Origin of the sequence: Kribbella rubisoli (assembly GCF_004217145.1) — a bacterium.
GTDB lineage: Bacteria > Actinomycetota > Actinomycetes > Propionibacteriales > Kribbellaceae > Kribbella > Kribbella rubisoli.
Genome location: NZ_SHKR01000017.1, coordinates 211,376 through 234,677, shown reverse-complemented (window position 1 = coordinate 234,677; position 23,302 = coordinate 211,376). Strand labels below are relative to the sequence as shown.

Genomic DNA, 23,302 nt, shown 5'->3' with positions numbered 1-23,302 from the left:
CGGAGTCGGGCGCAGGTCCGGCGGGTATGCAGACGCCCGGCTCGGGAGGGGAACCGAGCCGGGCGTCCGTCGAGAGGTCAGGTCGCGAACCTCGCGGTGTCAGGCCTTTCGCTTGGTGACTTCTTCGGTGGCGGTCGGGAGGACCTTGTGGAGGTCGCCGACGACGCCGAAGTCGACCAGCTCGAAGATCGGGGCCTCGGGGTCCTTGTTGACCGCGACGATCGTCTTCGAGGTCTGCATGCCCGCGCGGTGCTGGATCGCGCCGGAGATGCCGGCCGCGACATACAGCTGCGGGGAAACGGTCTTGCCGGTCTGACCCACCTGGTAGGCGTGCGGGTACCAACCCGAGTCCACGGCCGCACGCGACGCACCAACGGCTGCGCCGAGCGAGTCCGCGAACGCCTCGACCGGACCGAAGTCACCACCGGTGCCGCGGCCGCCGGACACGATGATCGCGGCCTCGGTGAGCTCCGGACGACCGGTCGCCTCCCGCGGCTTGGACTCGGTGATCCGCGCCGTCTTCGCCGTGTCGGAGATCGACACCTCGAACTCCTCAACCTCCGGCGAGGTCTCAGCGGCCTCCGGGGTTGCGGCGTTCGGCTTGACCGTGATGATCGGCGTGCCGTGGGTGACCTTCGACTTGACCGTGTAGTTGCCTGCGAACACCGACTGCGTGGTGACGGGGCCTTCCTGCACATCGACGGCGTCGGTGATGAGCCCGGACTCGAGCTTGACCGCCAGCCGGGCGGCGATCTCCTTGCCCTCGGCGTTCGACGAGATCAGGATCGCCGACGGCTCGACCTTCGCCGCGACCTGCTGCAGCGCCTCGGCCTTCGGCGCCACCAGGAACTGCGAGAGCTCCGGGCTCGACAGCGCGATCACCTTGGTCGCGCCGTACTGCCCCAGGGCCGGCAGCGCGTCGGAGACACTCCCGCCGTCATTGCCACCGATGAACACGGCGACGGGCTCGCCGAGGCGGCGGGCGATGGTGAGGAGCTCGGCGGTCGTCTTGCGGACCTTGCCCGCGGAGTGGTCAACCAGAACCAGAACGTTCGACATAGCTAAGACCCCGCTCCTCAGAGGAACTTGTTCGTGGACAGGAACTCGACGAGCTCGGCGGCACCGCTGCCGTCCTCGTCGGTCACGATCGTGCCGGCGCTGCGCGGCGGACGAGCGGTCACCTCGACCACCTCGGTCCACGCCGACGCGCCGCCGACCTGATCGGCAGTGAGCTCCAGATCGGCCAGCGACCAGGTCTCGACCGGCTTCTTCTTCGCCGCCATGATCCCCTTGAACGACGGGTACCGCGGCTCGTTCGCCTGGTCGGACACGGACAGGACCAACGGCAGCGTGCCCTCGATCGTCTCGCTCGCGGTGTCGCCGTCGCGGCGGATCCGGACGGTCTGCCCGTCGACGGTCACCTCCGAGCCCAGCGTCACGGCCGGCAGCCCGAGCCGCTCCGACACCATCGCCGGCACGACACCCATGCCGCCGTCGGTCGACCCCATCCCGAACACGACCAGGTCGGCCTCGAGCTTGGCCAGCGCCTTCGACAGGATCAGCGAGGTCGCGACCGCGTCCGAACCGTGGATCGCGTCGTCGACCACGTGCACGCCGGCGTCGGCGCCCATCTGCAGGCCCTTCTTCACCGCGTCAGCAGCCTGCTCCGGACCGACGGTGAGAATCGTCACCTCACCGTCCCCGGACTCCTTCACGGTCAGCGCGGTCTCGACGGCATACTCGTCCAACTCGGACAGCAATCCGTCGACACCGGCACGATCCACCGTGTTGTCCTCGGAGCGGAAGCGGCGGTCCGCCGTGGCATCCGGCACGAACTTCGCGCAGACGACGATCTTCATAGCGTGTGGGACCCCTTCTGGTTAACGGTCTCTCCCAAGCCTGCCACGGATGTTACCCGCGAGAAACATACGTCGCATGCGAGTCCCATCACAGTCCCGGGCACCGGTCCGACTCAGTAGTGTGGCTCAGGTGACCGAGACGTTACCGCTCACCGGCGAGAGGACCGCACCCGGGATCTGGCACGAGAACTATTGGTTCGCGCGCCACGACGCGGCCTATCGCTGGATCACGGCTCACCTGCCGATCGAGCGGACCGGCCGGATCCTCGACGCCGGCTGCGGCGAGGGCTACGGCGCGGAGCAACTCCGCCTGGCGGGCGCGGACTCCGTGACCGGTCTCGACTATGAACATACGACGTTGCGCCACGTCCGCCGGGTTTATCCACAGACCAATGTCGTGCGCGGCAATCTCGTCCAGACGCCGTTCGCGGACAGCGCGTTCGGATTCGTCAGCTCGATGCAGACGATCGAGCACCTCTGGGAGCAGCCGCGGTTCATCGCGGAATGCGCACGCATCCTCGCGCCGGGCGGGACCGTCGTCCTGAGTACGCCGAACCGCCTGACCTTCCCGAGCGGGAACTGGTACCACACGCGCGAGCTGACAGCGGCCGAGTTCATCGAACTGCTCGAGCCGTACTTCGACATCACGCACGCGCTCGGTCTCCACCACGGCGAACGCCTGACGTCATGGGAGACGCAGTACGGATCGTGTGTGGACGCGCAGCTCGCCGCCGAGCACGACCAGTGGGACGGCAACCTGGCCGCGCTCGTGCGGAGTACGACGTACGAGGACTTCGAGATTCGCCCCGGTCAGCTGGACGAATCTCTCGACCTCATCCTCGTCGCTACGGGCGGATGATCCGCTCGACGATCTTGCCGGCGATCAGGTAGACCAGCGCCGCGATACCCCAGTTGACGAGCAGGGTGTTCTTCGCGGTCTCGAGCCGGAACAGGTCCTTGAACGGGCCGACCAGATCGTGACCGCGCTCCAGGATCCAGCGCACGATCTCGTTGCTCTGGTTGGTCTGGTCCAGCGCGGTGAACAACGCACCGAGCGCCAGTACGGCGGCCGCGAGCACCGCGATCAGCCAGATCAGCGAGGCGATCAGGTTGCGCAGCTTTCGCACACCGGATCCGACCGACGACAGCGCCTGCTTGCCCTTGCCGGGACCCGACGATCCCGATGCACCACCCCGCGCCGTCGGCGGTTTGTTGCCTGAGGCACCAGTCGGGCCGCCCGGCTTACCCGCAGCGCCCGCAGCGGCCGCCACGCCGGTCACGCCGGTCGCAACACCAGCGGCCGGCTCCTTCGCAGCAGCATCCTTGGTCGCGGCGGGCTGATCGGGTGCGGCATCCTCCGAGTCGGCCGCACCCGACGACGCCTCGGCCGCCGCCTTCTCCCGCGCACGCTGCTCCGCCACGATCTCCGCCGCGGTCTTCGGCCGGGCCGTCTTCGTCGCGGTCGCCGTACCCGCGCTGCTCGAAGCGGCCGCGTCAGTCGCCGCAGCGGCGTCCTTGTCCGGCGTCACGTCCGCCTTGGCGGCCGTGCCCTTCTCGTCCTGCGTACCCACGTCGTCCATCTCCTCAGCCGGGGTCCGTTCCTCGTCCGTGGCCACCGAGCCCACGCTGTCCGCCTTGTCGACAGCTGCCTCGGTCGCTGCAGCCGGCGGTCTCCTACGCCGACTGACCGGGACCGGGCGCGGCGACAACCGGCGGCGGGCACCCGCTACCGGGGCCGGCGCCGCTGTGCTGCCGTCTGCTGCCTGTGCTTCCGAGCTCATGCTTTCGTTCACGCCCATGTCTGGTTCGTTTGTTTCAAGCACTGGTTCCAACGTAGCGCTACTTACCGACGCCGGTCCTGCGACGATCGGCACCGGGTCGACCGCGCGTGTCCTGGCCTGCGTGATCGAGCCGTCGGCCGCAGCCTGGTCGAGCAACGACCGCGCCGCCGGATCGGCCGGATCGATCGCAGCCGGATCCGCCACGCTACTTCTCCTCTCCGACGCTCAACCGGTCGTGGGCGTCCGACCGGACGTGGGGGCCATAGTGCCCGACTGGTGAGTAACTTGAGAACCCCTCACGGTCCTCTTTTTCACCATCTGCTTCTACCTCATCACCACCCGCATCCCCCTCATCGACGCTCCGGGGAACCGCAGGCGACTTCTCGGAGCCGGCCGGAACAGCTTCCTCAGCAGTTCTCACGGGCTCGTACGACGGGGCCGCGGTAGGCACGACGCCGGCGTGAAGCCGGGCGGTGGTCTTGTCGTTCGCCTCGGTCAGCCCCGCCAGGTATTTGCGGCGTTCGGCGTTGTCCGTGTAGCGGGCGGTGCGGTCGGCGAGGACGACCGCGGGCAGGCCGGCGGCCACGGAGTACGCCGGGATGTTGCCCCGGGCAACGCTATTCGCGCCGATGACCACCCCGCGGCCGATATCGGCACCGCGGGTGACCGTGACCTTCGTGGCCAGCCAGCAATCGGGGCCGATCCGGACCGGGGACTTCACCAGGCCCTGGTCCTTGATCGGCAGGTCGAGGTCCTCGGTCTTGTGGTCGAAGTCGCAGATATAGGTCCAGTCCGCGATCAGCGTCGACGCACCGATCTCGATGTCCAGGTAGCAGTTGACGGTGACGTCGCGCGCGAACACGACCTTGTCGCCGATCCGCAGCGTCCCCTCGTGCGCCCGCAACCGGGTCTCGTCACCGAGATGCACCCACTTGCCGAGGATGATCCGGCCGTGACCGCGCCGCGCCACGATCTCCAGATGCTTGCCCAGGAAAACGAAACCCTCGGTGATCACCTGCGGGTGGCGCAGCTTGAACCAGGCGAACCGCCAGTAGCGCTTCAGGTAGTACGGCGTCCACGCCCGGTGGCGCACCACCCAGCGCAGATTCGCCACGGACAGCAACCGCATCAACACACCCTACTGCTCCTACTGGGCGGAAGGCGCCACACCAGTGATCGAGACGTTGTAGTAGAGCTCGTCCGGCACGACCGTCGACAGCACCTTGTCCACCTTCGACAGCTGCAGCCAGGACTTGTACGCGAACATCCGCCAGCCGAAACCGAGCTTCTGCTCCGGTACGGCGGCCTCGAACGTCCGGATCGGCCACCCGACCCACGCGGCCAGCAGCTCCTCGGTGACGGTGCGAACCTGCGAAGCACCCGCCCGCGTCGCCATCCGCGCCAGCGTGTCCGGATCGAACGTGTGCAGATCGACAACGGCCTCCAGCGCGGCGGCCCGTGAGGACTCGTCCAGCTCGGACTGCGGCCGCCGCCAGTGCGCCAGCGCGGGGAGCTTGGTCACGTTCGTCGTCGCCCACCACGTGAAGCGGGACAGCCGGCGGGCAACGAAATCGCCGTACCGCGTGGGCTCGCCGCAGATCACGAACCGGCCGCCCGGCTTGAGCACGCGCAGCATCTCACGGAACGCCAGCTCCACATCGGGGATGTGGTGGATGACCGCGTGCCCGATGACGAGGTCGAACGTGTCGTCGTCGTACGGGAGCTTCTCCGCGTCCGCGACCCGGCCCTCGATCGCGAACCCGAGCGTCTTCGCGTTCTTCTTCGCGGCCTCGACCATGCCCGGCGACAGGTCGGTGACATGCGCCTCGTCCAGTACGCCGGCCAGCTTCAGGTTCAACGTGAAGAAGCCCGTGCCGGCGCCGATCTCGAGCGACTTCCCGTACGGCCAGCCGCGCGAACCCGCGACCGCGGCGAAGCGGTCCCGGGCATAGTCGACGCAGCGTTCGTCGTACGAGATCGACCACTTCTCGTCGTACGTCGACGCTTCCCAGTCGTGGTACAGCACCTGGGCGAGCTTGTTGTCGTTCCAGGCCGCCTCGATGTCCTCGGCGGACGCGGCGGGCTTCGAAGTAGCAGACATCACTTTCCCTTGAATTCAGCTTTGCCGGGACCGTTCTCGACGAACGACGTCATGCCGATCGAGCGGTCCTCGGTGGCGAACAGCGCGGCGAACTGCTGCCGCTCGATCTCCAGCCCGGTGGTCAGATCGACGCCCAGCCCGGAGTCGATCGACTCCTTGGCCGCGCGCAGTGCCATCGCCGCGCCGCGCGAGAACTGCGAGGCCCAGGCAACTGCTTCCTCGTACACGGACGCGGCCGGCACGACCTTGTCGACCAGCCCGATCGCGAGCGACTCGGCGGCGTCGACGAAGCGACCGGAGAAGATCAGGTCCTTGGCCTTGGACGGGCCGACCAGGCGGGACAGGCGCTGCGTACCGCCGGCGCCCGGGATGATGCCGAGCAGGATCTCCGGCTGTCCGAGCTTGGCGTCGTCCGCGGCGATGCGGTAGTCGGCGCAGAGCGCGAGCTCGCAGCCGCCGCCCAGCGCATAACCGGTGATCGCGGCAACGGTCGGCTTCGGGATCGCGGCGACAGCGGACAGCGACGATTGCAACGGACCGGAGCGCTTGGCCATGTCGGCGTACGACATGTCGGCCATCTCCTTGATGTCCGCGCCGGCCGCGAACACCCGCTCGCCGCCGTAGATGACGACCGCGCGTACGGCGTCGTCCTCGGCGGCCGCGATGGCGGCGGCCCGGATCTCCTCCTGGACCTGGACGTTCAGTGCGTTCATCTTCGGCCGATCCAGCCGGATCGTGCCAACCCCATCACTCACGGTCAGGTTGACGAACTCGCCCATACTCCAAGCTCCTTCGCTCCGCTACTACCCATGGGTCACATCCCCGGGAACCGTACCGGACCGAAGCAAGCAGGAGGTACCCCGGGCGTCAGGAGTAGGTGACGCCCAAGCGTTCCAGGAGCGGCCGCAGGTTGCTGACGTCCAGGCTGAGCTCACCGGCCTGGAAGCGTGCCCGGTTGGCGGCTTCCCGCTCCTCCCGCAGCCGCGCGGCCTCGACAACGTCCGCGACGTCAGCCGCCGGGATCACCATCACACCGTCGTCGTCGGCAACCACCAGGTCGCCCGGGTTCACCAGAGCGCTCCCGCAGGTCACCGGCACGTTGACCCAGCCGGGTGTCGCTTTGACCGTCCCCGCCGCGCTGATGGCCCGAGACCACACGGGGAACGACATGTCCCACAGCTCACGCCGGTCTCGTACTCCGGCGTCCAGAACGACCCCTGCGATCCCCTGTGCGCGGCACTGCGTCGCCAGCAGCTCACCGAACATCCCGTGTGTCGACGGGCTCAACGTGGCGACGACCAGCACGTCCCCCGGCTCGCACACCTCCACTGCCGCGTGCAGCATCAGGTTGTCGCCGGCGTGGTTCAGTGACGTCATCGACCACCTGAGCGCCGCGTCACACCGCCCCTGACTGGACCGGTCGCCCTGGCGAACCAGGGCGACCGGCAGGTATCACACGTCGACGGCTTGACCCGATGCCGCGGAGCGGCGGGCGGCGTCGACGATGCGGAGGGTCCGGAGACCGACCGCGCCGTCCGGCTGAGGTACGACGGCCGGCGGCTGACCGGCGACTGCCGGGCCGGCCGTGCGGACCGCGTCCAGGAAGGTGTCGACCATGGCCTCGTCCAGGTTGCCGCCGATTCCCAGGAACACCTGGCCGTTGGCGTCCGTGCCGCCCACGTGCGGGAGGAACGGCTCGATCTCGACCGACCCGTTGGTGCCGGTGACCTGCAGCGAGACACCGCCCCAGGTCGGACCGTTGTCCGGGACACTCCAGGAGAAGTCGATGGTTGCCATCAGCCCGTTGTCGTAGTTGATCGTCACCAGCCCGCCGGTCTCCACCTCCACCCCCTTGTCCTGGTGCAGGATGCGATTCGACGCGGCGTACACGCGGGTGGCGGACGCACCGCCGGTCAGACCGTCGATCAGGTCCGCGCAGTGCACGGTGTGGTCGACCATCGCGCCTCCACCGGCCTGCTTGGCGTCGACGAACCACTGCCGCGCGGCGTACGGGATCTTCCCGTTGTTCGTCCCCAGTACTGCGAACACGTCGCCGAGCCGGCCGGCCTCGACGTTCGCCCGCAGCTGCAGGTACGACGGAGCGAAGCGGACCGGGTACGCGATCATCAGGATCACGCCGGCCGCCTCGCACGCTGCGAGCATCGCCTCGCCGTCAGCCACCTCTGTGGCCAGCGGCTTCTCGCACAGGACGTGTGCACCGACAGACGCAGCACGCTCGACCAGTGCGCGGTGGCCGGCGTTCTCGGACGTCACGATGACAGCGTCAGGTCCCCACGCGAACAGCTCGTCGTACGTGTCGACGTACGGGACACCGAACGCCTCAGCAAGAGCTGCACCGCGAGGTCCCGGATCCGGTGCGGACGCACCGTCGGGGTCCGCGGCCAGCACCTCGATGTCCGGCATCGCGGCGAGCAGATGCGCGTACGACCCGGCGTGGACGTGAGCAAACGAAGCCAGAGCAACCTTCAGGGTCATGCCACTGCTCCACTCGAGACGAAGGTCTTCATGTCGATCGGCTGGCCGGACTCCATCGACGCACGCGCCGCCTCGGCCAGGTAGACGGCGGTCGCGCCGTCGGATGCGAGCACCCGCGGCTCCGGTCCGCCGCGCAGTCCTGCGGCCAGCTCACGCAGCTGCGTCAGGTAGGGGCTCTCCCCCAGCGACGACGCCGGAATCAGCAGGTCGCCGCCGGCACCGCCATTCTGCAGCTCCTCCTTGTAGCCGGTGTCGGCCTCCGAGGTGAACCGCAGTACGCCGGTCGACCCCGCCACCTGGAAGCCGGTCTGGAACGTCGTGCCCGTCGCTCCCCAGGTCGCCCGGCAGTGGCTGATCGCGCCGGACTCGTGCGTCAGCGTCACATGCGCCGCCACGTTGACCGGGCTGATGCCGTCGACGGTCGGCGGGTTCTGGGCCGCGTACACGGTGGTGACTTCGCCGCACAGCCAGCGTGCCTGGTCCAGGTCGTGCACCATCAGGTCCATGATCACGCCGCCGGAGCGGGCCACTTCCCGGTACCAGCCGGCGCCGGCCGGCGAGGACGCCTGCCGGTAGAACCGCGCCACCGCGACCTCACCGATCCGCCCGGCCCGGATCGCGTCGTACGCCGCCTTGTACTCCGGGAAGTACCGCACCACGTGGGCCGGGTACAACCGGACACCGGCCGCGTTCGCCGCGTCGATCACCTCGTGCGCGTCGGCCGCCGTGAGCGTCAGCGGCTTCTCGCAGATCACGTTCTTGCCCGCCTTGATCGCGGCCAGCGTGATCTCCTTGTGCGTCGCCGACGGTGTGACGATGTCGACGAACTCGGCCTCGGCCAGGCAGCCTTCCAGCGATGCCACGACCTCCAGCCCGTACTGCTCCGACAGCTCCTCGGCGCCCTCCAGCGAGTGGACCAGGACCCGGGCCCCGAGGGCCTTCCACGCGGCCACGTGCACGTGGCTGATGTTGCCCGCGCCGATCAGACCGACGGTCAGACCGGCAAGCTCTTCCGACATGAGATCCCCTACAACCCTGTGGGTAAATTAGTAACGGTCCTTGCGTATCACTGCGCACAGGCGTTCGCAACCACCGTCTCACGAACATAAGTACCTCACTATCGAGAACTCACCCCGAACTGTGCAGAATGTGCCGGTGAAAGAAGCGACCGCCGCTCCGAGTGCTCCCGGCCTGACCGCCGGCACTGGTCCGCGTCCGGGCGCAGTGGTCCAGACCGGTGGGACCACCTTCACGCTGTGGGCTCCGGCCGCCGAACGGGTCGAGCTGGCCCTGGTCGCGGACGACGGCAGCCAGCGGAACCTGGACCTGAGCCACACCGGTGAGTTCTGGACCGGCTTCGCGCCGGGAGTAGGTGCCGGCCAGCGGTACGGGTACCGCGTGCACGGCCCGTTCGACCCGTCTCACGGTCTGCGCTTCAACCCGTCGAAGCTGCTGCTGGACCCGTACGCACGGGCCGTCGACGGCTCGCTGGACTTCTCCAGTCCGTTGATCTACGACTCCTCCGACGGCGATTCGGCCGGCCATGTCCCGGTCGGCGTGGTCGTCGCGGACTCCGATCCGCCGCCGCCGATCAGCAAGCCGGTGCACTGGGGCGAGACGGTCATCTACGAGCTGCATACGAAGGGGTTCACCAAGCGGCACCCCGACGTACCTGAGCACCAGCAGGGCACGTACGCCGGACTCGCGCATCCGTCGGTGATCAGGTATCTGACCGAGCTCGGCGTGACGTCGGTGGAGCTGCTGCCGATCCACCACTTCCTGACCGAGCCGTCGATCGCCGCACGCGGCCTGCCGAACTACTGGGGCTACAACAGCCTCGGCTTCTTCGCGCCGCACGCGCCGTACTCGTCGTCCGGTTCACGCGGTGAGCAGGTGGCCGAGTTCAAGGCGATGGTCGCCGCGTTCCATGCCGCGGGCATCGAAGTGATCCTCGACGTGGTCTACAACCACACCGCCGAGGGCGGGTTCGACGGGCCGACGCTGAGCTTCCGCGGGATCGACAACCGTGCGTACTACCGGCTCGCGCACGGTGACGGTCATGGCGCCGCGATGTACGACGTGACCGGCACCGGCAACTCGGTCGACACCTCGCACCCGCAGGTACGGCGGCTCGTGATGGACTCGCTGCGCTACTGGGTCGAGGAGATGGGCGTCGACGGGTTCCGGTTCGACCTCGCGGTGACGCTGGTGCGCAACGAGCGCCACGAGGTGGACATCCCGGGGCATCCGTTCCTCGCCGAGGTCGCGGCCGACCCGGTGCTCGGCCGGGTGAAGCTGATCGCCGAGCCGTGGGACGTCGGCCCGTTCGGCTACCAGGTCGGCAACTTCGGCCCGCCGTGGTCGGAGTGGAACGGTAAATTCCGCGACAGCGTGCGTGACGTCTGGCGGAACACCTCCGACGGCGTGAAGGACCTCGCCTACCGGCTGTCCGGCTCGAGTGATCTGTACGGCGACGACGGGCGGTACCCGTACGCGTCGATCAACTTCGTCACCGCGCATGACGGGTTCACGCTGCGGGACCTGGTCAGCTACGACCACAAGCACAACGAGGCGAACCACGAGGACAACCGCGACGGCACCGACGACAACCGCTCCTGGAACTGCGGCGTCGAAGGCGAGACCGACGACCGGCGCGTGATCGCGTTGCGCAAACGCCAGATGGCGAACCTGATGTCGACGCTGATCCTGTCCACCGGCGTACCGATGATCACCGCCGGGGACGAGTGCGGGCGGACGCAACATGGCAACAACAACGCGTACTGCCAGGACAACGAGATCTCCTGGTTCGACTGGTCGTTGCCCGCCGCATGGTCCGACCAACTCGAGCTGACCAAGCAGCTGATCGCGCTACGGGCCAGACATCCCGCTCTGCGCCAATGGCACTACTTCTCCGGCGGGCCCGTCGTGCCCGGCGGCCGGAAGGACCTGTCCTGGATCGCCCCCCACGGCGGCGAAATGACCGACGCCGACTGGTTCGACGGCAACCTGCGCACCATCGGCATGTTCCTCGCCGGCGACGCCCTCCGAGCCACCGACACCGAAGGCAACGCCCTCACCGACAGCTCGTTCCTCCTGGCCCTCAACGCCACCCCCCAAACCCAGCCGGTCGTCGTACCGGACGCCTCCTGGGCCCCCGCCTACGAGGTAGTCCTCGACACCAGCCACAGCATGGTCACCGAGGTAGAAGCCGGCGCCACAGTCCCTCTGGCCCCCCGCTGCCTGGTCCTCCTCCGCGCGCTCTAACACGTCTTCCGGTACGGCCGCTCCCCGAAGTTCTCTTTCCACTCGGCAGCAGTCAGATCCCGGCCGGCCATCCGGCACGCCATCTCGATCGTGTGCGCCAGCCGGGTGTCCCAGTGATAGACGCCGTCGTCGTACGCCGCGATCGCGACGGTACGGCCGTCCGGCAGGAAGTCGGCCGTGACGAGTTGCTGGTTCGGCGTCATGATCGTGCCGAGCAATGCCGCCGTCTTGCCGTCGAAAAGGCCGATGCCGCCGTCCCATCCCGACGAGACCAGCAGCGAACTGTCCGGAGAGAAGGCAATCCCGTTGACCCAGCCCTGGTGGACGATCCGCGGTGTGGCGATGTTCTCGCCGGTGGCGGGATCCACGATCAGCACCTCTCCCTTCTCGCTGCCGACGGCCACCCGGGTTCCGTCCGGGGCGAAGGCCACGATGCTGGGGACACGCATCGGGAAGGTTCCGCGTCGGACCACCCGGCCCGCGACCAGGTCCACCAACGCCCATCGATCGGAAGGGACGTCGAGGCGGTCCGAGATGCTGCGCCCTCCGATCACCAGGAATGCGGACCGGTTGTCAGGGCTCGCCGACAGCCACGCGATCGGTCCACCCACCTGAACAGGCTTGCTCACCGGGCGGAGCGTCCCAGCGTCGAGGAGCGTGGCGAGGCCGGACGCGTCACCGACGACCAAGCGGCTGCCATCGCGTCCGCTGTAGTCGAGGTCCTGGATCTTGGCGGCCGTGACCTTGCGCTTGGCCAGCTGGCGACCGGTTCGGGCGTCCTCCACGAAGACCGTTCCAGCCACGTTGCCGATAGCGAACCGATCTCCGCCCGGATTCCAGGTGCCGCAACTGTTCGTCGTATCACCGAGATCGCTCGCGTCGAACCGGACGAGCTTTCCGGTGGCGGTGTCGACGAAGACCCCGGCCGGTACTCCCGGGTCAAGGTAGGCGGCGTCGAAATTGAGCAGACGGAAGTACCTTCGCCCGCCAGGCGCGATGAAGCGGCAGCCATAGGCGAACCCAGGCGGAGCCGTTTGCTCGCTCAGGAGCCGGTTGCTGCCGGTCAGATCCCAGCTGCGCAGCGCGCTGTCGCCGGCGGAGGTGTACAGCTTGTCATCGCGCGGGCCGAACGCGGCAGTCAACGTGTCGCGCTCGGAGATCGGTATGTCCTCCAACGGCGCTCCGGTGGCGGTGTCCCAGACCGTGACGCGATAGTCGGCTCCGACCCAGGCCAACGACTTGCCGTCATGGGAGAAGCGGGCGTTGAGGGGGTTTGCCCCCTGCCCTTCCAGGCGGCGCACAGTTGCGCCGGTCGCCGCGTTCAACAGCAGGACGTCGTCGTAGTCGGGGCCCGAGGTATCCCGCGCCTCGCCAATGAACAACAGGGTCTTACCGTCCGGAGCGACATCGGCCTGGGTGAAGACGAACTCCGGTCTCGACCACAGTTGTTTGCCCGTAGCAACGTCGTACGCCGAGGCCGGCTTGCTCAGATAGAAGCGGTCGCCGGCTGGGCTGAGGACCGCGTCCTGAACGGACGCGGCGGCCAGCGGAACGATTCGCCGTACGGACGGCGCCCGGCCCGGGCTGACGTCCCAGATGAAGACAGCGCCACTGCTGAAGTCGTTCGTCACTCCGTTGCCGTAGTACTGGATCACCGCGACGAGGGAGCGCCCGTCGTGGCTGTAGCCGACGTGTGTCGCGCGGGCAGGTGCCTTGGTCAAACCCGGCAGCCGGCGGCCGGTCGGCTTCAGCGTCGCGGGATCGAGCAAAACCACTGGTTCGTTGGTCGGAGGCGGCGTCCCGACGGCCAGCTCGCGATCACCAGGGCTCAGCGCCATCGGGTCCAGGAAGTCGAGATGATCCGCGCCGCCCGATCGGTTCGGCGGCTTGTACGAGGCAACTGGCGTGCCGGTGGTCAGGTCGTAACTGAGGACGTGTCCACTCGCCGCGAAGATGAAGGCCCGGCGCCCGTCCGAACTGACCTCGAGGCCGTAGGAATCCACCTGCTCGGTCACGATCGATCTCGTCAGCTGCGGATGTTTGGCGATCGCGGCCAGCAGGTTGGATCGGGACTCGGGTGAGTCGTTCATGCGAACTGCAGCGATCGCGAGCAGCAGCGAGGTATCGATGTCGGTCTCCACAACGGCCTTCGCGCCGGCGCGGCCTGCGTCCGCCACGACGGCTGCTTGCCCGGCGGCGAAGGCCTGGCGGTCGGCTCGCTTGGCTTGCCCGGCCGCAAGGAATCCGGCGATCAGGGCGCCGACCAGGAGAAACGCGGCGGTGCCGAGCGCGGTACGGAGTCGTCGGTTGACGCGGATCTGGTGACGCGCCTGCTCCTCCGCGGCGCGGAGCTCCGCGACCGAGAGGCGTTCGCTCGCGGCAAGGAACTCGCGCTCGGTGTCGGTGAGGTCAGGTCGTGCTTCGTCCCGCCACTGCATCGCCTTCGCGAGCCGGACGCCCCGGTAGAGCTCGCTCTCCGGACGCTCCAGGGAGTCCCAGGAGTCGGCGACCTGCGTGAGGTGGTGGAAGATCCGCTGGCCTTCCAGGTCGTCGTCGAGCCAGCTGCGCAGGCGGGGCCAGGCTCTGGCCAGAGCTTCGTGAGCCAGCTCCACCACACCGTCGTCACTGGTGACCAGACGCGCACCGACCAGCAGATCGATCAGCATGTCCGACTCGGGGCCGGTGACGACGGTGCGTCGCGGCAGCCTGCTGCGAACTGGTTCACCGTCGGGGCCTGGAGTGACCAGGCGGAGCAGCAGTGCGCGGAACAGTGGCCGCTGCTCTGGCGTCAGTTGTGCGTAGACCTGCTCGGCGGACTGGGCGACTGCGCCTTGGATGCCACCGGATGCGCGGTAGCCAGCGACGGTCAGTGTGCGGCCCTCGCGGCGCTGCCAGGTCTCAGCCAGGACGTGGGACATCAGCGGCAGCGCGCCGGGCCGGCCGGCCACCTCTCCGACCAGCAGGTCGACCAGACCTGGCTCGACGACCAGGGAGGCGAGTCGCGCGGGTTCGGTGATCGCTGACCGCAGCTCCACGTCGGACATACCGGTGAGAAGGTGCAGGCCGTCTTCGAGGGACCGAGCGAAGCCCGGGTGGGAGGCGATGTCGGCGAGCCGGTCGGCGCGCAACGACAAGATCAACGGCGCACTCGTCGCGTGGTCGTTCAGGCGGGCCAGGAACGCCTGCCGTTCGGTGACGTCCTGGCACAGCGAGAAGACCTCCTCGCACTGATCCACGACCAGAGTCGGCAGCTGTCCCTCGCCCGGCAGCGCGGCGGCGAGCGCCTGCATCGGATGGAGGCCGGGCGTGATCGTGACGATCCGGCCGCCGTCACGCTGCAAGGTCGCGGCCACGCCGGCCCGGATCAGCGAGGACTTGCCGCAGCCGGAAGGTCCGACGACCGCGAGGACCGAGCGATCGGACAGCTTCCGGAGCCCGGCGGCGACCTCGGTGTCGCGGCCGAAGAACAGTTCGGCGTCGTCGACGTCGTACGGCTTCAGGCCTTGGTACGGACAGCTCGCACTCGGTTCCGGCAGCGCGGCCGGTCCGAGCAGCGCCGGGTCCTGTCGCAGGATCGCCTGCTCCAGCGCGTCGATCTCGGGGCTGGGGTCGAGTCCGAGCTCCCGGTCAAGCACCACCCGCAGCCGCCGCAGTGTCTCCAGCGCCTCTCCTTGCCGGCCAGTCTGGTACTGCGCTGTCGCGAGCAGCGCCCACCTCCGTTCGCGCAGTGGCGCCTCTGCGGTCAACGCCTGCGCCTTGGCAAGCACGCCTTTCTGACCACCGGACCGCAGCGACGACTCGACGTACAACTCCTCCGCGACGTGCCGCAGTTCGGTCAACCGGGCGAGCTCGATCCGGGCCGTGTCCCACTCGGCGACCTCCTCGAACGGTGTACCGCGCCAAAGCGTCAGTACGTCGGCCAGCACCACGGCCGCACGTTCTGCGTCTCCATCCGCGAGCAGCACACCGGCCCGCCCGACAGCTCGCTCGAAACGCTGAGTGTCGAGCTGGTCATGCGGAACCGTCAGCCGGTAACCGTCCGGCGACGTCTCGATCGAATGGCTTCCGAGCAACTTGCGTAGCCGGACCACACAGCCCTGGATGACCTTGGCCGCTGAGGCGGGCGGTCGTTCTCCCCATAACACGTCAGCGAGAACCCCAGCGCTGACAACCTCCCCCGGATGCACGGCGAGCGCGGCCAGAACGATCCGGTCGCGCCGTGCGAGGTTCTTCCACTCCCCCTCGATGGTTAGTGGGCCGAGTACGGCGATACCCACTCCTCGACACTCCACCTGTTGCGGACACCCGTCAAGGCCGCTGATACCGCGCTGATACCGCAGCCTTCCGGCCCGATACCGGCGGGCGGGAGAACAGATGCCAACACCTCGAGGCGCACCAGGACAGCCAACGACGGCGGTCCCGCCGGAAGAGGGAAGGACGCCATGAACAACACCGCAGCACGCATTACGAAGCAGTCCATGACCACCCGGCTCGTCCGGCTGGCCGCAGGCGCCGCAATCAGCGTCGCCTTCATGACAACCGCCGCACCGGCGATGGCGCAGAACGCTCCCGAACCGGCCGGCGGATCCATCGAGCGAACACTGGACCCTCCGGGTTCAGTCACGTCGGCACCGGCTGCACCCGCCGTCGATGTGAGCTCGGCCGCACTCGGTGCTCTGGGAGGCATCGCGCTGGGCGGCGTGGGACTGGGAATCATGGTCGGTGTCCAACGCCGCCGCGACCACTCCGCCGTCCACCACGCCTGAGAACGAAGCCCCGGCCGGGACCTGTCAGGTCCCGGCCGGAGCCGCGCGTGTAGTCCTGTGAGCACGTCCGAGGGTTGTTAACCTTCCGCCTGTACATTCTTCGGTCACCTGCTGTTCATCTCTGGGGGGACCGATGTTTCTGCTGCAGCGAGGGCGTGAGCGGACGACTCCCATCGGGGCGCTGCACCGCGCGATCATGCGTTGGGGCGAGGCCGAGCGGACCAGTTCGCGGTTGGCGATTCAGCGGTGGGTGGACGGAGTGGCGTACGTCGACGTGCAGGCGCGGACGTTCGCGGAGTACTGGAACCGGCAGAACTCGGCGGCGTTGTCAGCCGATGGACCGCTCTGGGTTGTGCTGGGTGACTCGACTGCACAGGGCCTGGGTGCGTCGTCGCCGCTGCACGGGTATGTCGGGCAGGTGCTGAACGCATTGCGCCGGAAGGGCACGCCGTGGCGGGTGCTCAACCTGTCGCGCTCAGGTGCGCAGACGCGGCATGTGCTGGACGACCAACTGCCGCTGCTGGACGGACTGGCGCCGGCGCTGGTCACCTGTGGCATCGGCAGCAACGACATCCTCGCCACTCCACCGAAGCGGCTCCGCGACCACCTGCGCCAGGTGATCGACGGGCTGCCCTCATCGTCGGTTGTGATGGACCTGACTGTTCCGGACCGGCTCTGGCGAGTCGGTGGAGCTGTCAGCCCGTACGTCGCAGGCATCAACCAGCTGATCAGCAGCACGGCCACCTCCCGCGGACTGCCCGTCGCCGAGGTCTCCCGGTACGCCAGGCCGCCGTGGCGCGGCATGCTCGCGCAAGACGCGTTCCACCCGAACAACTTGGGCTACCGACGCCACGCCGACGCCCTGCTCGCCGCCCTGCCGGCCGGCGTACTCAAGCCCTGAGCAAGCAGGACGTGCAGGGCTCACGCCTCGGGGGTTTTCGGGGGCTCGGGGACGACTGGTGCGTCGGCCAGGAGCAGGTAGAGCGAGCGGCGTGCTTCGGCCAGGATCTTCGCGGCGGCGGTGCGCTGCTCTTCGGAGCCGGTGCGGGCGACCTGGCGGGTGGCTGAGGCCAGCTCGTCGATCAGTCCGCGCAGGTCGGCGGTGGGGCCGGCGCTCGCGAAGGCGGCGAACGGGTCGATCGACGTCTCGCGGCGTCCCTCGACGTACTCGCGACCGGCGTCGGTCAGCGTGACGAGCTTGCGGCCGGCTTCCGCGGTCACGGTGACCAGGCCCTCGTCTTCCAGTTGGTTCAAGGTCGGGTAGATCGCGCCGGGGCTGGGGGTCCAGCGCCCGTCGCTGCGGTCGGCGATGGCCTGCATCAACTGGTAGCCGTGCATCGGCTCCTCGGCAAGCAGCATCAGGACGGCCGTTCGGACATCGCCGCGCGGGGCCCGGCCACGACCGGAACCACGGCCTGAGCCGCGGGGTCCGCGTTCGCCACGCTCACCGCGCTCACCACGGCCGCTGCGTTCACCGCGTCCGCCGTGCATCGGCATGCCTTCTCCCATCCGCGGTCCACCGCGGCGGGGGTGATGGTGGCCGCCTCGGCGGCGGCCTCTGATCTCGTTGGGGGTGTTCATAATATCCTCCTCGATATTCTTCATGACACTAACGATATATCGTTACCGTCTTCAACGCAACCCTCTCCCGGAAACTCGGTTGCGGGCGACCCCCGGCGTACGGAATGTGGGGAGATGGACACCTTCGAGGAACTGATGGGTGAAGTGCTGTCGAGCGCCGACCAGTTCGGCCACCGCAAGCACGTGCGGCTGACCTGGCTCGCCGTACGACGCTGTGGGACGGCCGGCGCGGTCGACCTGGTCAGCAACGGGATCCAGCGGACGGCGCGGTACGCCGGTGCGCCGCAGAAGTACAACGCCACGGTCAGCAAGGCATGGGTCGAGCTGACGGCGTACCACATGAACGAGGCGCCCGACGAGAGCTTCGACGACCTGCTACAACGCAACCCAGGCCTGATGAACAAGCGCCTACTGACCCACTTCTACGAGCCCCGCACCCTGGCGTCCGCCGAAGCGCGTGCGGGCTGGGTCGAACCCGATGTGAGGCCGTTCCCGGTGTGACACCCCCGTCACCGCCACGAGCGAAGCGAGTGGCGGTCTTTACCTTGCCCTTGGGGCAGAGGGTTTGATGGTCGCGTGTTGACGATCAGTGAGTTCGGGCGACGAACCGGGCTTTCGCACAAGGCGTTGCGGTTGTACGACGTATCCGGGCTGCTCGCGCCCGCTCAGGTCGACCCGGCCAACGGCTACCGCTTGTACGACGAAGCGCAGCTGGAGCGGGCCCGACGGATCAGTGTCATGCGCCAACTCGACATGCCACTGGCCACGATCGCCGAGGTACTGGCGGGCACCGACGAGGAGGGCCTGATCCGGCTCGACCGCTGGTGGGCTGCGGAGGAGGCAACCACCGAGGCGCGCCGGTCAACCCTGCAGTACCTACGCGACCGCCTCTCCCGATCCGGTACGACGGGACTCGCGCCGCGACCGGTCCTGACCCGCGACGTACCGGCGACCAAGATCGCGTCGATCCGCGCCGACACCAATCAGCAACTGCTGGTCGGGATCATCGTGACGTGTACCGACGAGATCATGTCGTACCTGCACGCGGCCGGCGCGAGCGCGACCACCGGGTCGTGGGTGATCTTCCACGGCGCGGTGACGCCCGAGGGTGAGGCGACGGTCGAGGTGTGCGTGCCGTTCGACGGCCTCGTCGACCCGGCGGGGCGGATCGGGATCCGGGTCGAGCCCGCGCACCGGGAGGCGTACTGCACGATCACGATGAACGAGTGCGCGTACCCGCGGATCATGCTCGCCTACGACCTCGTGACGGACTGGGTCCGGGCGAACGGCGTACCCGAAGCAGGTCCGCCGCGTGAGGTGTACCTCCCGGACTGCCACCTGATCCCCCGCGACGAACCGGCCGTCGACATCGCTCTGCCCATTCTCGAGAGGAACGCCTGATGGACTACACCACCCAGAGCCGGTTCAGCGATCCCGGCGAGCACGCCGGTCTGTTCGACGCGCTGCCGGACGACATCCCCGGGATCGCCGCCGTGACGCGCGACCTGGTGATCCACTACCGCGGCGGCGGCATCGAGTTCACCGGCGAACGCCTCGCCGAGATCGACAGCCGCTGGGTGTCGGCGATCCTCGCGACGGACCAGAAGCGCAACGGTACGCCGCTCGCCGCACCGCGCGAGCCGGTCGACCGCGTCGTCGGCTGCTGTCGCGACCACACGCTGCTGTTCGTCTCGGCACTGCGGCACAAGGGGATCCCGGCGCGCAGCCGGGTCGGGTTCGCGGAGTACTTCGCCGAGAGCTTCAACCACGATCATGTCGTTGCGGAGTACTGGAACGGCAACCGCTGGGTGATGATCGACACCGAGCTGGATCAGGCCGGATACCCCTTTGACGTGGAGGACATGCCGGCCGGTCCGTTCCGGTCGGCCGCGGAGACCTGGCTCGGGTACCGGTCCGGGGAGCTGGACGGCGACCTGTACGGCGCGGACCCCAACCCGGACGCCCCGCTGAAGCTGCACGGCGGCTGGTTCATCCGCAACTACGTGCACTACCAACTCGCACACCTGAACGGCGACGAGCTCCTGCTCTGGGACAACTGGGGCGCGATGTCGGACCGGCTCGACGGTGCCGACCTCGACCTGACCGACCGGATCGCGCGGCTGATGGTTGCCTCTGACAACGGAGACGAGACCGCGACGAAGGAGGTCAACGAGCTCTACCGCACCGACCCCGACCTGACCTTCGCCGGCCGGTCGTTCCACACCTCACCCGCCGGCGCACCGCCGTTCGCGTGGGTCGATATCAGCTGACTAGGTCCTGGCTGGTGATCCAGCGCCGTAGCGAGGAGGTGCTCGGTGCGGTAGCTCGGCGCGCGGGGGCGAAGGTCTCGATGCGGAGCATCGTGGCCTTTGCACCCGTGCGGCGAGATGCCGTGCCGAGTGCCCCGCAGTAGGCGCTGGATCACCAGCCAGGGCCAAGGTCCGCGACCACCTGGTCGATGCTGTTCAGCAGGGAGAGATGACCTTCGCCTGGCAGGAAGTGGAAGGTGCAGCCCGAGACGTGCGCGGCGAGCCAGTGACCGTGGTCCGCGGGGACCATCCGGTCCTGGTCGCCCTGCCAGATCGCCACCGGGGTGGTGATCTGGTCCAGGCGGAAGCCCCAGTCCTTCACGAACGCGAGGTCGTCGTCGCGCCAGCCGGCGATGCTCTCGGCAACGGAACGCCGGCACGAGGCCGCGAGCCAGTCCAGGATCGGACCGGTCATCGCGGCCTTGTCGACCTCGGACACCAGGTCGCCGAAGGCAGCCGCCAAATCGGCCGGGGCAGCGGAGGCCAGCCCGCTCGACTCCGCTTCCAGCAGTGGCTCGAGAGCATCGCGACCCTTGAACGCAGCGCCGAACTCGGCAAGGTTCTCCTCGCCCATGCCGACCATGAAGTCCAGCCCGTCCGCGTTGGCCGGTCCGACGCCGGCCACCGAGGCCGCCGCGATACACCGCCCTGGAAGCAGGGCCGCGCACGCCAGCGAATGCGGTCCCCCGCCGGACATGCCGATGCTGTAGAACCGGTCGGCGCCGATCGCGTCGAGCAGAGCGGCGGTGTCGGCCGCCACATCCGCGATCGACCGTCCGGGAAGCGGTGTCGACGCGCCGTACCCGGCCCGGCCGGGGCTGACCAACCGCAGCCCATGCCGCGCAGCCGACTCCGCGAGCGGGGCGAACCGCACCGCAGCACCCGGGGTGCCGTGATGGAACACGAGCGGTACGCCGTCCGCCGGTCCCTCGATCAAATACTCCAACTTGCGGCCATCGGCGAGCTGCACGAACTCCATGCCGCAAAGAGTAACCTCAGCCGACGCCGTTCCGGAGGCCGTCGAACAACCGGTCGAGCCGAACGCGATGATCGGCCGCCACGTCCTTCGGCGCATCGCCCGCGGTCATGCGCCGCGCGGTCTCGACGAGCACGGCGGTATAGCCGGCGATGAAGAACGCGGCCAGCAGTGACGCATCGCCCTCGAAAGCCGGGTCCCGGTCGAGCTCTTCCTCGAGCGTCCGCTGGAGCTCGGACGCGATCTCCCGCGACCGGGCGATCAGCGCGGGCGAGGCCGCGACGGTCCGGTAGAACGGGACCGATCCGTCCTTGACCCCGGCGAGCGCGTGCTCCTCGTCGAGCAGCCGGACGGTTGCCTGCTGCAACGACGACAGTACGTCGGCAGGGCGGTCGCGGACGGCCGAACGCAGTACCTCGACAGCGTCGTCCGTGCGGTCGAGGAGCAGGTCCTCCTTGCGGGGGAAGTGCTTGAAGACAGTCACGCTCGACACGCCGGCCTCGCGCGCGACCTCGGCGACCGTGACGCCGTCGAACCCGCGTTCGAGGAACAACTGCGTCGCGACGTCCGAGATCCGGGCCCGCGTCTGCGGCCCGCCCCGCGCATCGGTTCTGGGCATCTTCCCTCACTTCCTTGTGTCACTAAGCTTAGTGAGTTAACTTAGTGGCATGACCTCCACACAGACAACCGTCATAGCAGCTCGCCCGCCCCGCTCGCTGCGGGACGCGTGGATGGCGCTGGCCGGACTGTCCGCGGTGTTCCTGTTCGAGATGCTCGACAACTCGATCCTGAACGTCGCCCTGCCCACGATCGGGCGCGAACTGCACGCTTCGACGACCGCGCTCCAATGGGTGACAGGCGCGTACGCCGTGGTGTTCGGCGGGCTGATGCTGGCGTTCGGGGCGAGCGCCGACCGGTTCGGACGGCGGCGGATCATGCTGGCCGGGCTGGTTCTGCTCGGTCTCGCGAGTCTCGCGACGGCGTTCGTGTCCACCGTGGAGCAGCTGATCGCCGTACGGGTGGCGATGGGGGTCGCCGCCGCGATGACGACGCCGGGATCGCTGGCGTTGTCTTTCCGGCTGTTCGAGGAGGACGACCTGCGGGTCCGCGCGACCACGCTGATCTCGACCGTGGGACTGGTCGGGCTGGCGGTCGGTCCGACGGCGGGTGGTTTCATACTCGCGATCGCGCCGTGGCAGATCCTGCTGCTGGTGAACGTGCCCATCGCCGTATTCGCTCTTGTCGGGGTGCGTCTCGGCATCGCAGCAGATGTTCCTGCCGAGCTGCACCGGGATCCGATCGACGTCGCCGGTGCCGTGTTGGGTACGGCGGCGATCGTGCTCGCGCTGGTTGCGCCGACGCTGTTCGTCAACCAGGGTGCCGGGTCGTGGGCTGCGTGGGCGACTACGGGCGCAGCAGTTGTGGCTCTGGTGCTCTTCTACCTGCGCGAGCGCTCGGCGACGTATCCGCTGCTCGATCCCAAACTCGTTGCCCATCCCCTGGTTTCCAGCGGCCTGGCGTTCAAGGCCGCAGCGGGTCTCGCGACTGCCGGCCTCGGCTACCTCGTGACGCTGCAACTGCAGCTCGACTGGGGCTGGTCTCCGGCGCTGGCCGCGATCGGCATGCTCCCGCAGGTGGTCGTCCTCGTCGCCGGCGGCGCGCTGATCGGCCCATTCGTACGCCGGGTCGGTCTCGGCCGAGCTGCCTGGATCAGCGCGGCGGCGGTCGTGTTCGGCCTCGCGGTGTACGGGTCACTGAGCAGGTTCGGCTACGTGTGGGTCGCGGTTGCGCTGGTGCTGGTCGCGGCCGGGATGCGCGTCGTCGGAGTAGTTGCCGGAGTCAACGTCCTCCGAGGCCTGCCGGCGAACCGCACCACGATCGGCGCCGCCCTCACCGACACCGCCACGGAGGTAACGTCCGCCGCCGGCATAGCCATCACCGGCACCCTCCTGGCCCTGATCTTCGCCGGCCCCATCACTACCCCCCACTGGACCGCCCATCAAACCACCCAGTTCCACCAGGCAACAACCACCGCCGCCCTGACCCTCACCACGATCGCCGCAGCACTAGTTGCTTACGGCATCATCCGCACCCGAGGCACGACGGCGGACCGACCCGGCAAATGAACAACCCCGCCTGGTGAGGCAGGCGGGGTTGTGTCTTTTGTGT

21 protein-coding genes are annotated in these 23,302 nt (G+C 68.5%); 8 read left to right on the top strand and 13 right to left on the bottom strand.

Annotation, left to right across the window (positions count from 1 at the left end; genetic code table 11):
* Positions 1-99 precede the first annotated feature (99 nt).
* Together EV645_RS36650 and EV645_RS36645 are read right to left on the bottom strand one after the other, a co-directional pair.
* A complete protein-coding gene (locus EV645_RS36650; protein ID WP_130448937.1) occupies positions 100-1,059 on the bottom strand; it encodes an electron transfer flavoprotein subunit alpha/FixB family protein in 960 nt (319 codons plus the stop codon).
* Between the two features lie 17 nt (positions 1,060-1,076).
* Complete coding sequence (locus EV645_RS36645; protein WP_130448935.1) at positions 1,077-1,859, bottom strand: electron transfer flavoprotein subunit beta/FixA family protein; 783 nt, start codon at positions 1,857-1,859, stop codon at positions 1,077-1,079.
* 130 nt (positions 1,860-1,989) lie between these two features.
* Between EV645_RS36645 and EV645_RS36640 the strand changes: the two genes are divergently transcribed.
* Positions 1,990-2,718, top strand: coding sequence for a class I SAM-dependent methyltransferase (locus tag EV645_RS36640; RefSeq protein ID WP_130448933.1), 729 nt, complete (start codon positions 1,990-1,992; stop codon positions 2,716-2,718).
* Here EV645_RS36640 and EV645_RS36635 read toward each other — a convergent pair.
* The 7 genes from EV645_RS36635 to EV645_RS36605 all read right to left on the bottom strand — a co-directional run bounded on the left by EV645_RS36635 (position 2,705) and on the right by EV645_RS36605 (position 9,256).
* On the bottom strand, positions 2,705-3,844 hold the full coding sequence (locus EV645_RS36635; protein ID WP_130448931.1) for a hypothetical protein: 1,140 nt from the start codon (positions 3,842-3,844) through the stop codon (positions 2,705-2,707). The genes EV645_RS36640 and EV645_RS36635 overlap by 14 nt on opposite strands.
* Before the next feature lies 1 nt (position 3,845).
* Complete coding sequence (locus EV645_RS36630) at positions 3,846-4,769, bottom strand: acyltransferase (protein ID WP_130448929.1); 924 nt, start codon at positions 4,767-4,769, stop codon at positions 3,846-3,848.
* Positions 4,770-4,787: 18 nt separating this feature from the next.
* Entirely contained in the window at positions 4,788-5,741 is a 954-nt protein-coding gene (locus tag EV645_RS36625) for a class I SAM-dependent methyltransferase (RefSeq protein ID WP_130448927.1), read from the bottom strand.
* Entirely contained in the window at positions 5,741-6,520 is a 780-nt protein-coding gene (locus EV645_RS36620) for an enoyl-CoA hydratase/isomerase family protein (protein ID WP_130448925.1), read from the bottom strand. Before EV645_RS36620 ends, EV645_RS36625 begins: the two co-directional genes overlap by 1 nt.
* An 88-nt stretch (positions 6,521-6,608) precedes the next feature.
* Positions 6,609-7,118 (bottom strand): 4-carboxy-4-hydroxy-2-oxoadipate aldolase/oxaloacetate decarboxylase, encoded by a 510-nt coding sequence (locus EV645_RS36615; RefSeq protein ID WP_130448923.1) that lies wholly within the window; start codon positions 7,116-7,118, stop codon positions 6,609-6,611.
* A gap of 75 nt (positions 7,119-7,193) precedes the next feature.
* Positions 7,194-8,237, bottom strand: coding sequence for a Gfo/Idh/MocA family protein (locus EV645_RS36610; RefSeq protein WP_130448921.1), 1,044 nt, complete (start codon positions 8,235-8,237; stop codon positions 7,194-7,196).
* A complete protein-coding gene (locus tag EV645_RS36605; protein ID WP_130448919.1) occupies positions 8,234-9,256 on the bottom strand; it encodes a Gfo/Idh/MocA family protein in 1,023 nt (340 codons plus the stop codon). Before EV645_RS36605 ends, EV645_RS36610 begins: the two co-directional genes overlap by 4 nt.
* 172 nt (positions 9,257-9,428) lie before the next feature.
* Between EV645_RS36605 and glgX the strand changes: the two genes are divergently transcribed.
* Positions 9,429-11,501, top strand: coding sequence for a glycogen debranching protein GlgX (gene glgX / locus EV645_RS36600; RefSeq protein WP_242000914.1), 2,073 nt, complete (start codon positions 9,429-9,431; stop codon positions 11,499-11,501).
* On the opposite strand, the gene EV645_RS36595 is transcribed toward glgX, so the two are convergent.
* Positions 11,498-15,778: an nSTAND1 domain-containing NTPase gene (locus EV645_RS36595; RefSeq protein ID WP_130448915.1), complete on the bottom strand. Its 4,281-nt coding sequence runs from the start codon at positions 15,776-15,778 to the stop codon at positions 11,498-11,500. The two genes, glgX and EV645_RS36595, sit on opposite strands and share 4 nt — an antisense overlap.
* Positions 15,779-15,979: 201 nt before the next feature.
* Here EV645_RS36595 and EV645_RS36590 point away from each other — a divergent pair, with 201 nt between their 5' ends.
* Both EV645_RS36590 and EV645_RS36585 read left to right on the top strand, forming a co-directional pair.
* On the top strand, positions 15,980-16,267 hold the full coding sequence (locus EV645_RS36590; RefSeq protein WP_130448913.1) for a hypothetical protein: 288 nt from the start codon (positions 15,980-15,982) through the stop codon (positions 16,265-16,267).
* 133 nt (positions 16,268-16,400) lie between these two features.
* The gene (locus EV645_RS36585; protein WP_130448911.1) at positions 16,401-17,168 is read left to right on the top strand and encodes an SGNH/GDSL hydrolase family protein; all 768 of its coding nucleotides are present in this window, start codon (positions 16,401-16,403) and stop codon (positions 17,166-17,168) included.
* A 20-nt stretch (positions 17,169-17,188) separates the two neighbouring features.
* On the opposite strand, the gene EV645_RS36580 is transcribed toward EV645_RS36585, so the two are convergent.
* Positions 17,189-17,626: a PadR family transcriptional regulator gene (locus tag EV645_RS36580; RefSeq protein ID WP_206751464.1), complete on the bottom strand. Its 438-nt coding sequence runs from the start codon at positions 17,624-17,626 to the stop codon at positions 17,189-17,191.
* 336 nt (positions 17,627-17,962) lie between these two features.
* Here EV645_RS36580 and EV645_RS36575 point away from each other — a divergent pair, with 336 nt between their 5' ends.
* The 3 genes from EV645_RS36575 (at position 17,963) to EV645_RS36565 (ending at position 20,118) form a co-directional block, all read left to right on the top strand.
* Positions 17,963-18,349, top strand: coding sequence for a hypothetical protein (locus EV645_RS36575; protein ID WP_198682105.1), 387 nt, complete (start codon positions 17,963-17,965; stop codon positions 18,347-18,349).
* 75 nt (positions 18,350-18,424) lie between these two features.
* A complete protein-coding gene (locus EV645_RS36570) occupies positions 18,425-19,249 on the top strand; it encodes a MerR family transcriptional regulator (RefSeq protein WP_130448907.1) in 825 nt (274 codons plus the stop codon).
* Positions 19,249-20,118 carry a transglutaminase-like domain-containing protein gene (locus EV645_RS36565; RefSeq protein ID WP_130448905.1) on the top strand — a complete coding sequence of 290 codons (870 nt, stop codon included), beginning with the start codon at positions 19,249-19,251 and terminating at the stop codon, positions 20,116-20,118. The genes EV645_RS36570 and EV645_RS36565 overlap by 1 nt, the downstream gene beginning before the upstream one ends.
* A gap of 151 nt (positions 20,119-20,269) precedes the next feature.
* On the opposite strand, the gene EV645_RS36560 is transcribed toward EV645_RS36565, so the two are convergent.
* Complete coding sequence (locus EV645_RS36560) at positions 20,270-21,136, bottom strand: alpha/beta fold hydrolase (RefSeq protein ID WP_130448903.1); 867 nt, start codon at positions 21,134-21,136, stop codon at positions 20,270-20,272.
* A gap of 16 nt (positions 21,137-21,152) precedes the next feature.
* Positions 21,153-21,752, bottom strand: coding sequence for a TetR/AcrR family transcriptional regulator (locus EV645_RS36555; RefSeq protein ID WP_130448901.1), 600 nt, complete (start codon positions 21,750-21,752; stop codon positions 21,153-21,155).
* 49 nt (positions 21,753-21,801) lie between these two features.
* On the opposite strand from EV645_RS36555, the gene EV645_RS36550 reads away from it, so the two are divergent.
* The gene (locus EV645_RS36550; protein WP_242000886.1) at positions 21,802-23,259 is read left to right on the top strand and encodes an MFS transporter; all 1,458 of its coding nucleotides are present in this window, start codon (positions 21,802-21,804) and stop codon (positions 23,257-23,259) included.
* Positions 23,260-23,302: the final 43 nt, after the last annotated feature.

Excerpts from the sequence above, each read along its gene's own strand:
- EV645_RS36650 (WP_130448937.1), bottom strand. The coding sequence starts at position 1,059 with ATGTCGAACGTTCTGGTTCTGGTTGACCACTCCGCGGGCAAGGTCCGC.
- EV645_RS36645 (WP_130448935.1), bottom strand. The coding sequence starts at position 1,859 with ATGAAGATCGTCGTCTGCGCGAAGTTCGTGCCGGATGCCACGGCGGAC.
- EV645_RS36630 (WP_130448929.1), bottom strand. The coding sequence starts at position 4,769 with ATGCGGTTGCTGTCCGTGGCGAATCTGCGCTGGGTGGTGCGCCACCGG.
- EV645_RS36625 (WP_130448927.1), bottom strand. The coding sequence starts at position 5,741 with ATGTCTGCTACTTCGAAGCCCGCCGCGTCCGCCGAGGACATCGAGGCG.
- EV645_RS36620 (WP_130448925.1), bottom strand. The coding sequence starts at position 6,520 with ATGGGCGAGTTCGTCAACCTGACCGTGAGTGATGGGGTTGGCACGATC.
- EV645_RS36615 (WP_130448923.1), bottom strand. The coding sequence starts at position 7,118 with ATGACGTCACTGAACCACGCCGGCGACAACCTGATGCTGCACGCGGCA.
- EV645_RS36610 (WP_130448921.1), bottom strand. The coding sequence starts at position 8,237 with ATGACCCTGAAGGTTGCTCTGGCTTCGTTTGCTCACGTCCACGCCGGG.
- EV645_RS36605 (WP_130448919.1), bottom strand. The coding sequence starts at position 9,256 with ATGTCGGAAGAGCTTGCCGGTCTGACCGTCGGTCTGATCGGCGCGGGC.
- EV645_RS36590 (WP_130448913.1), top strand. The coding sequence starts at position 15,980 with ATGACCACCCGGCTCGTCCGGCTGGCCGCAGGCGCCGCAATCAGCGTC.
- EV645_RS36585 (WP_130448911.1), top strand. The coding sequence starts at position 16,401 with ATGTTTCTGCTGCAGCGAGGGCGTGAGCGGACGACTCCCATCGGGGCG.
- EV645_RS36580 (WP_206751464.1), bottom strand. The coding sequence starts at position 17,626 with ATGCTGCTTGCCGAGGAGCCGATGCACGGCTACCAGTTGATGCAGGCC.
- EV645_RS36575 (WP_198682105.1), top strand. The coding sequence starts at position 17,963 with ATGGACACCTTCGAGGAACTGATGGGTGAAGTGCTGTCGAGCGCCGAC.
- EV645_RS36565 (WP_130448905.1), top strand. The coding sequence starts at position 19,249 with ATGGACTACACCACCCAGAGCCGGTTCAGCGATCCCGGCGAGCACGCC.
- EV645_RS36560 (WP_130448903.1), bottom strand. The coding sequence starts at position 21,136 with ATGGAGTTCGTGCAGCTCGCCGATGGCCGCAAGTTGGAGTATTTGATC.
- EV645_RS36555 (WP_130448901.1), bottom strand. The coding sequence starts at position 21,752 with ATGCCCAGAACCGATGCGCGGGGCGGGCCGCAGACGCGGGCCCGGATC.
- EV645_RS36550 (WP_242000886.1), top strand. The coding sequence starts at position 21,802 with ATGACCTCCACACAGACAACCGTCATAGCAGCTCGCCCGCCCCGCTCG.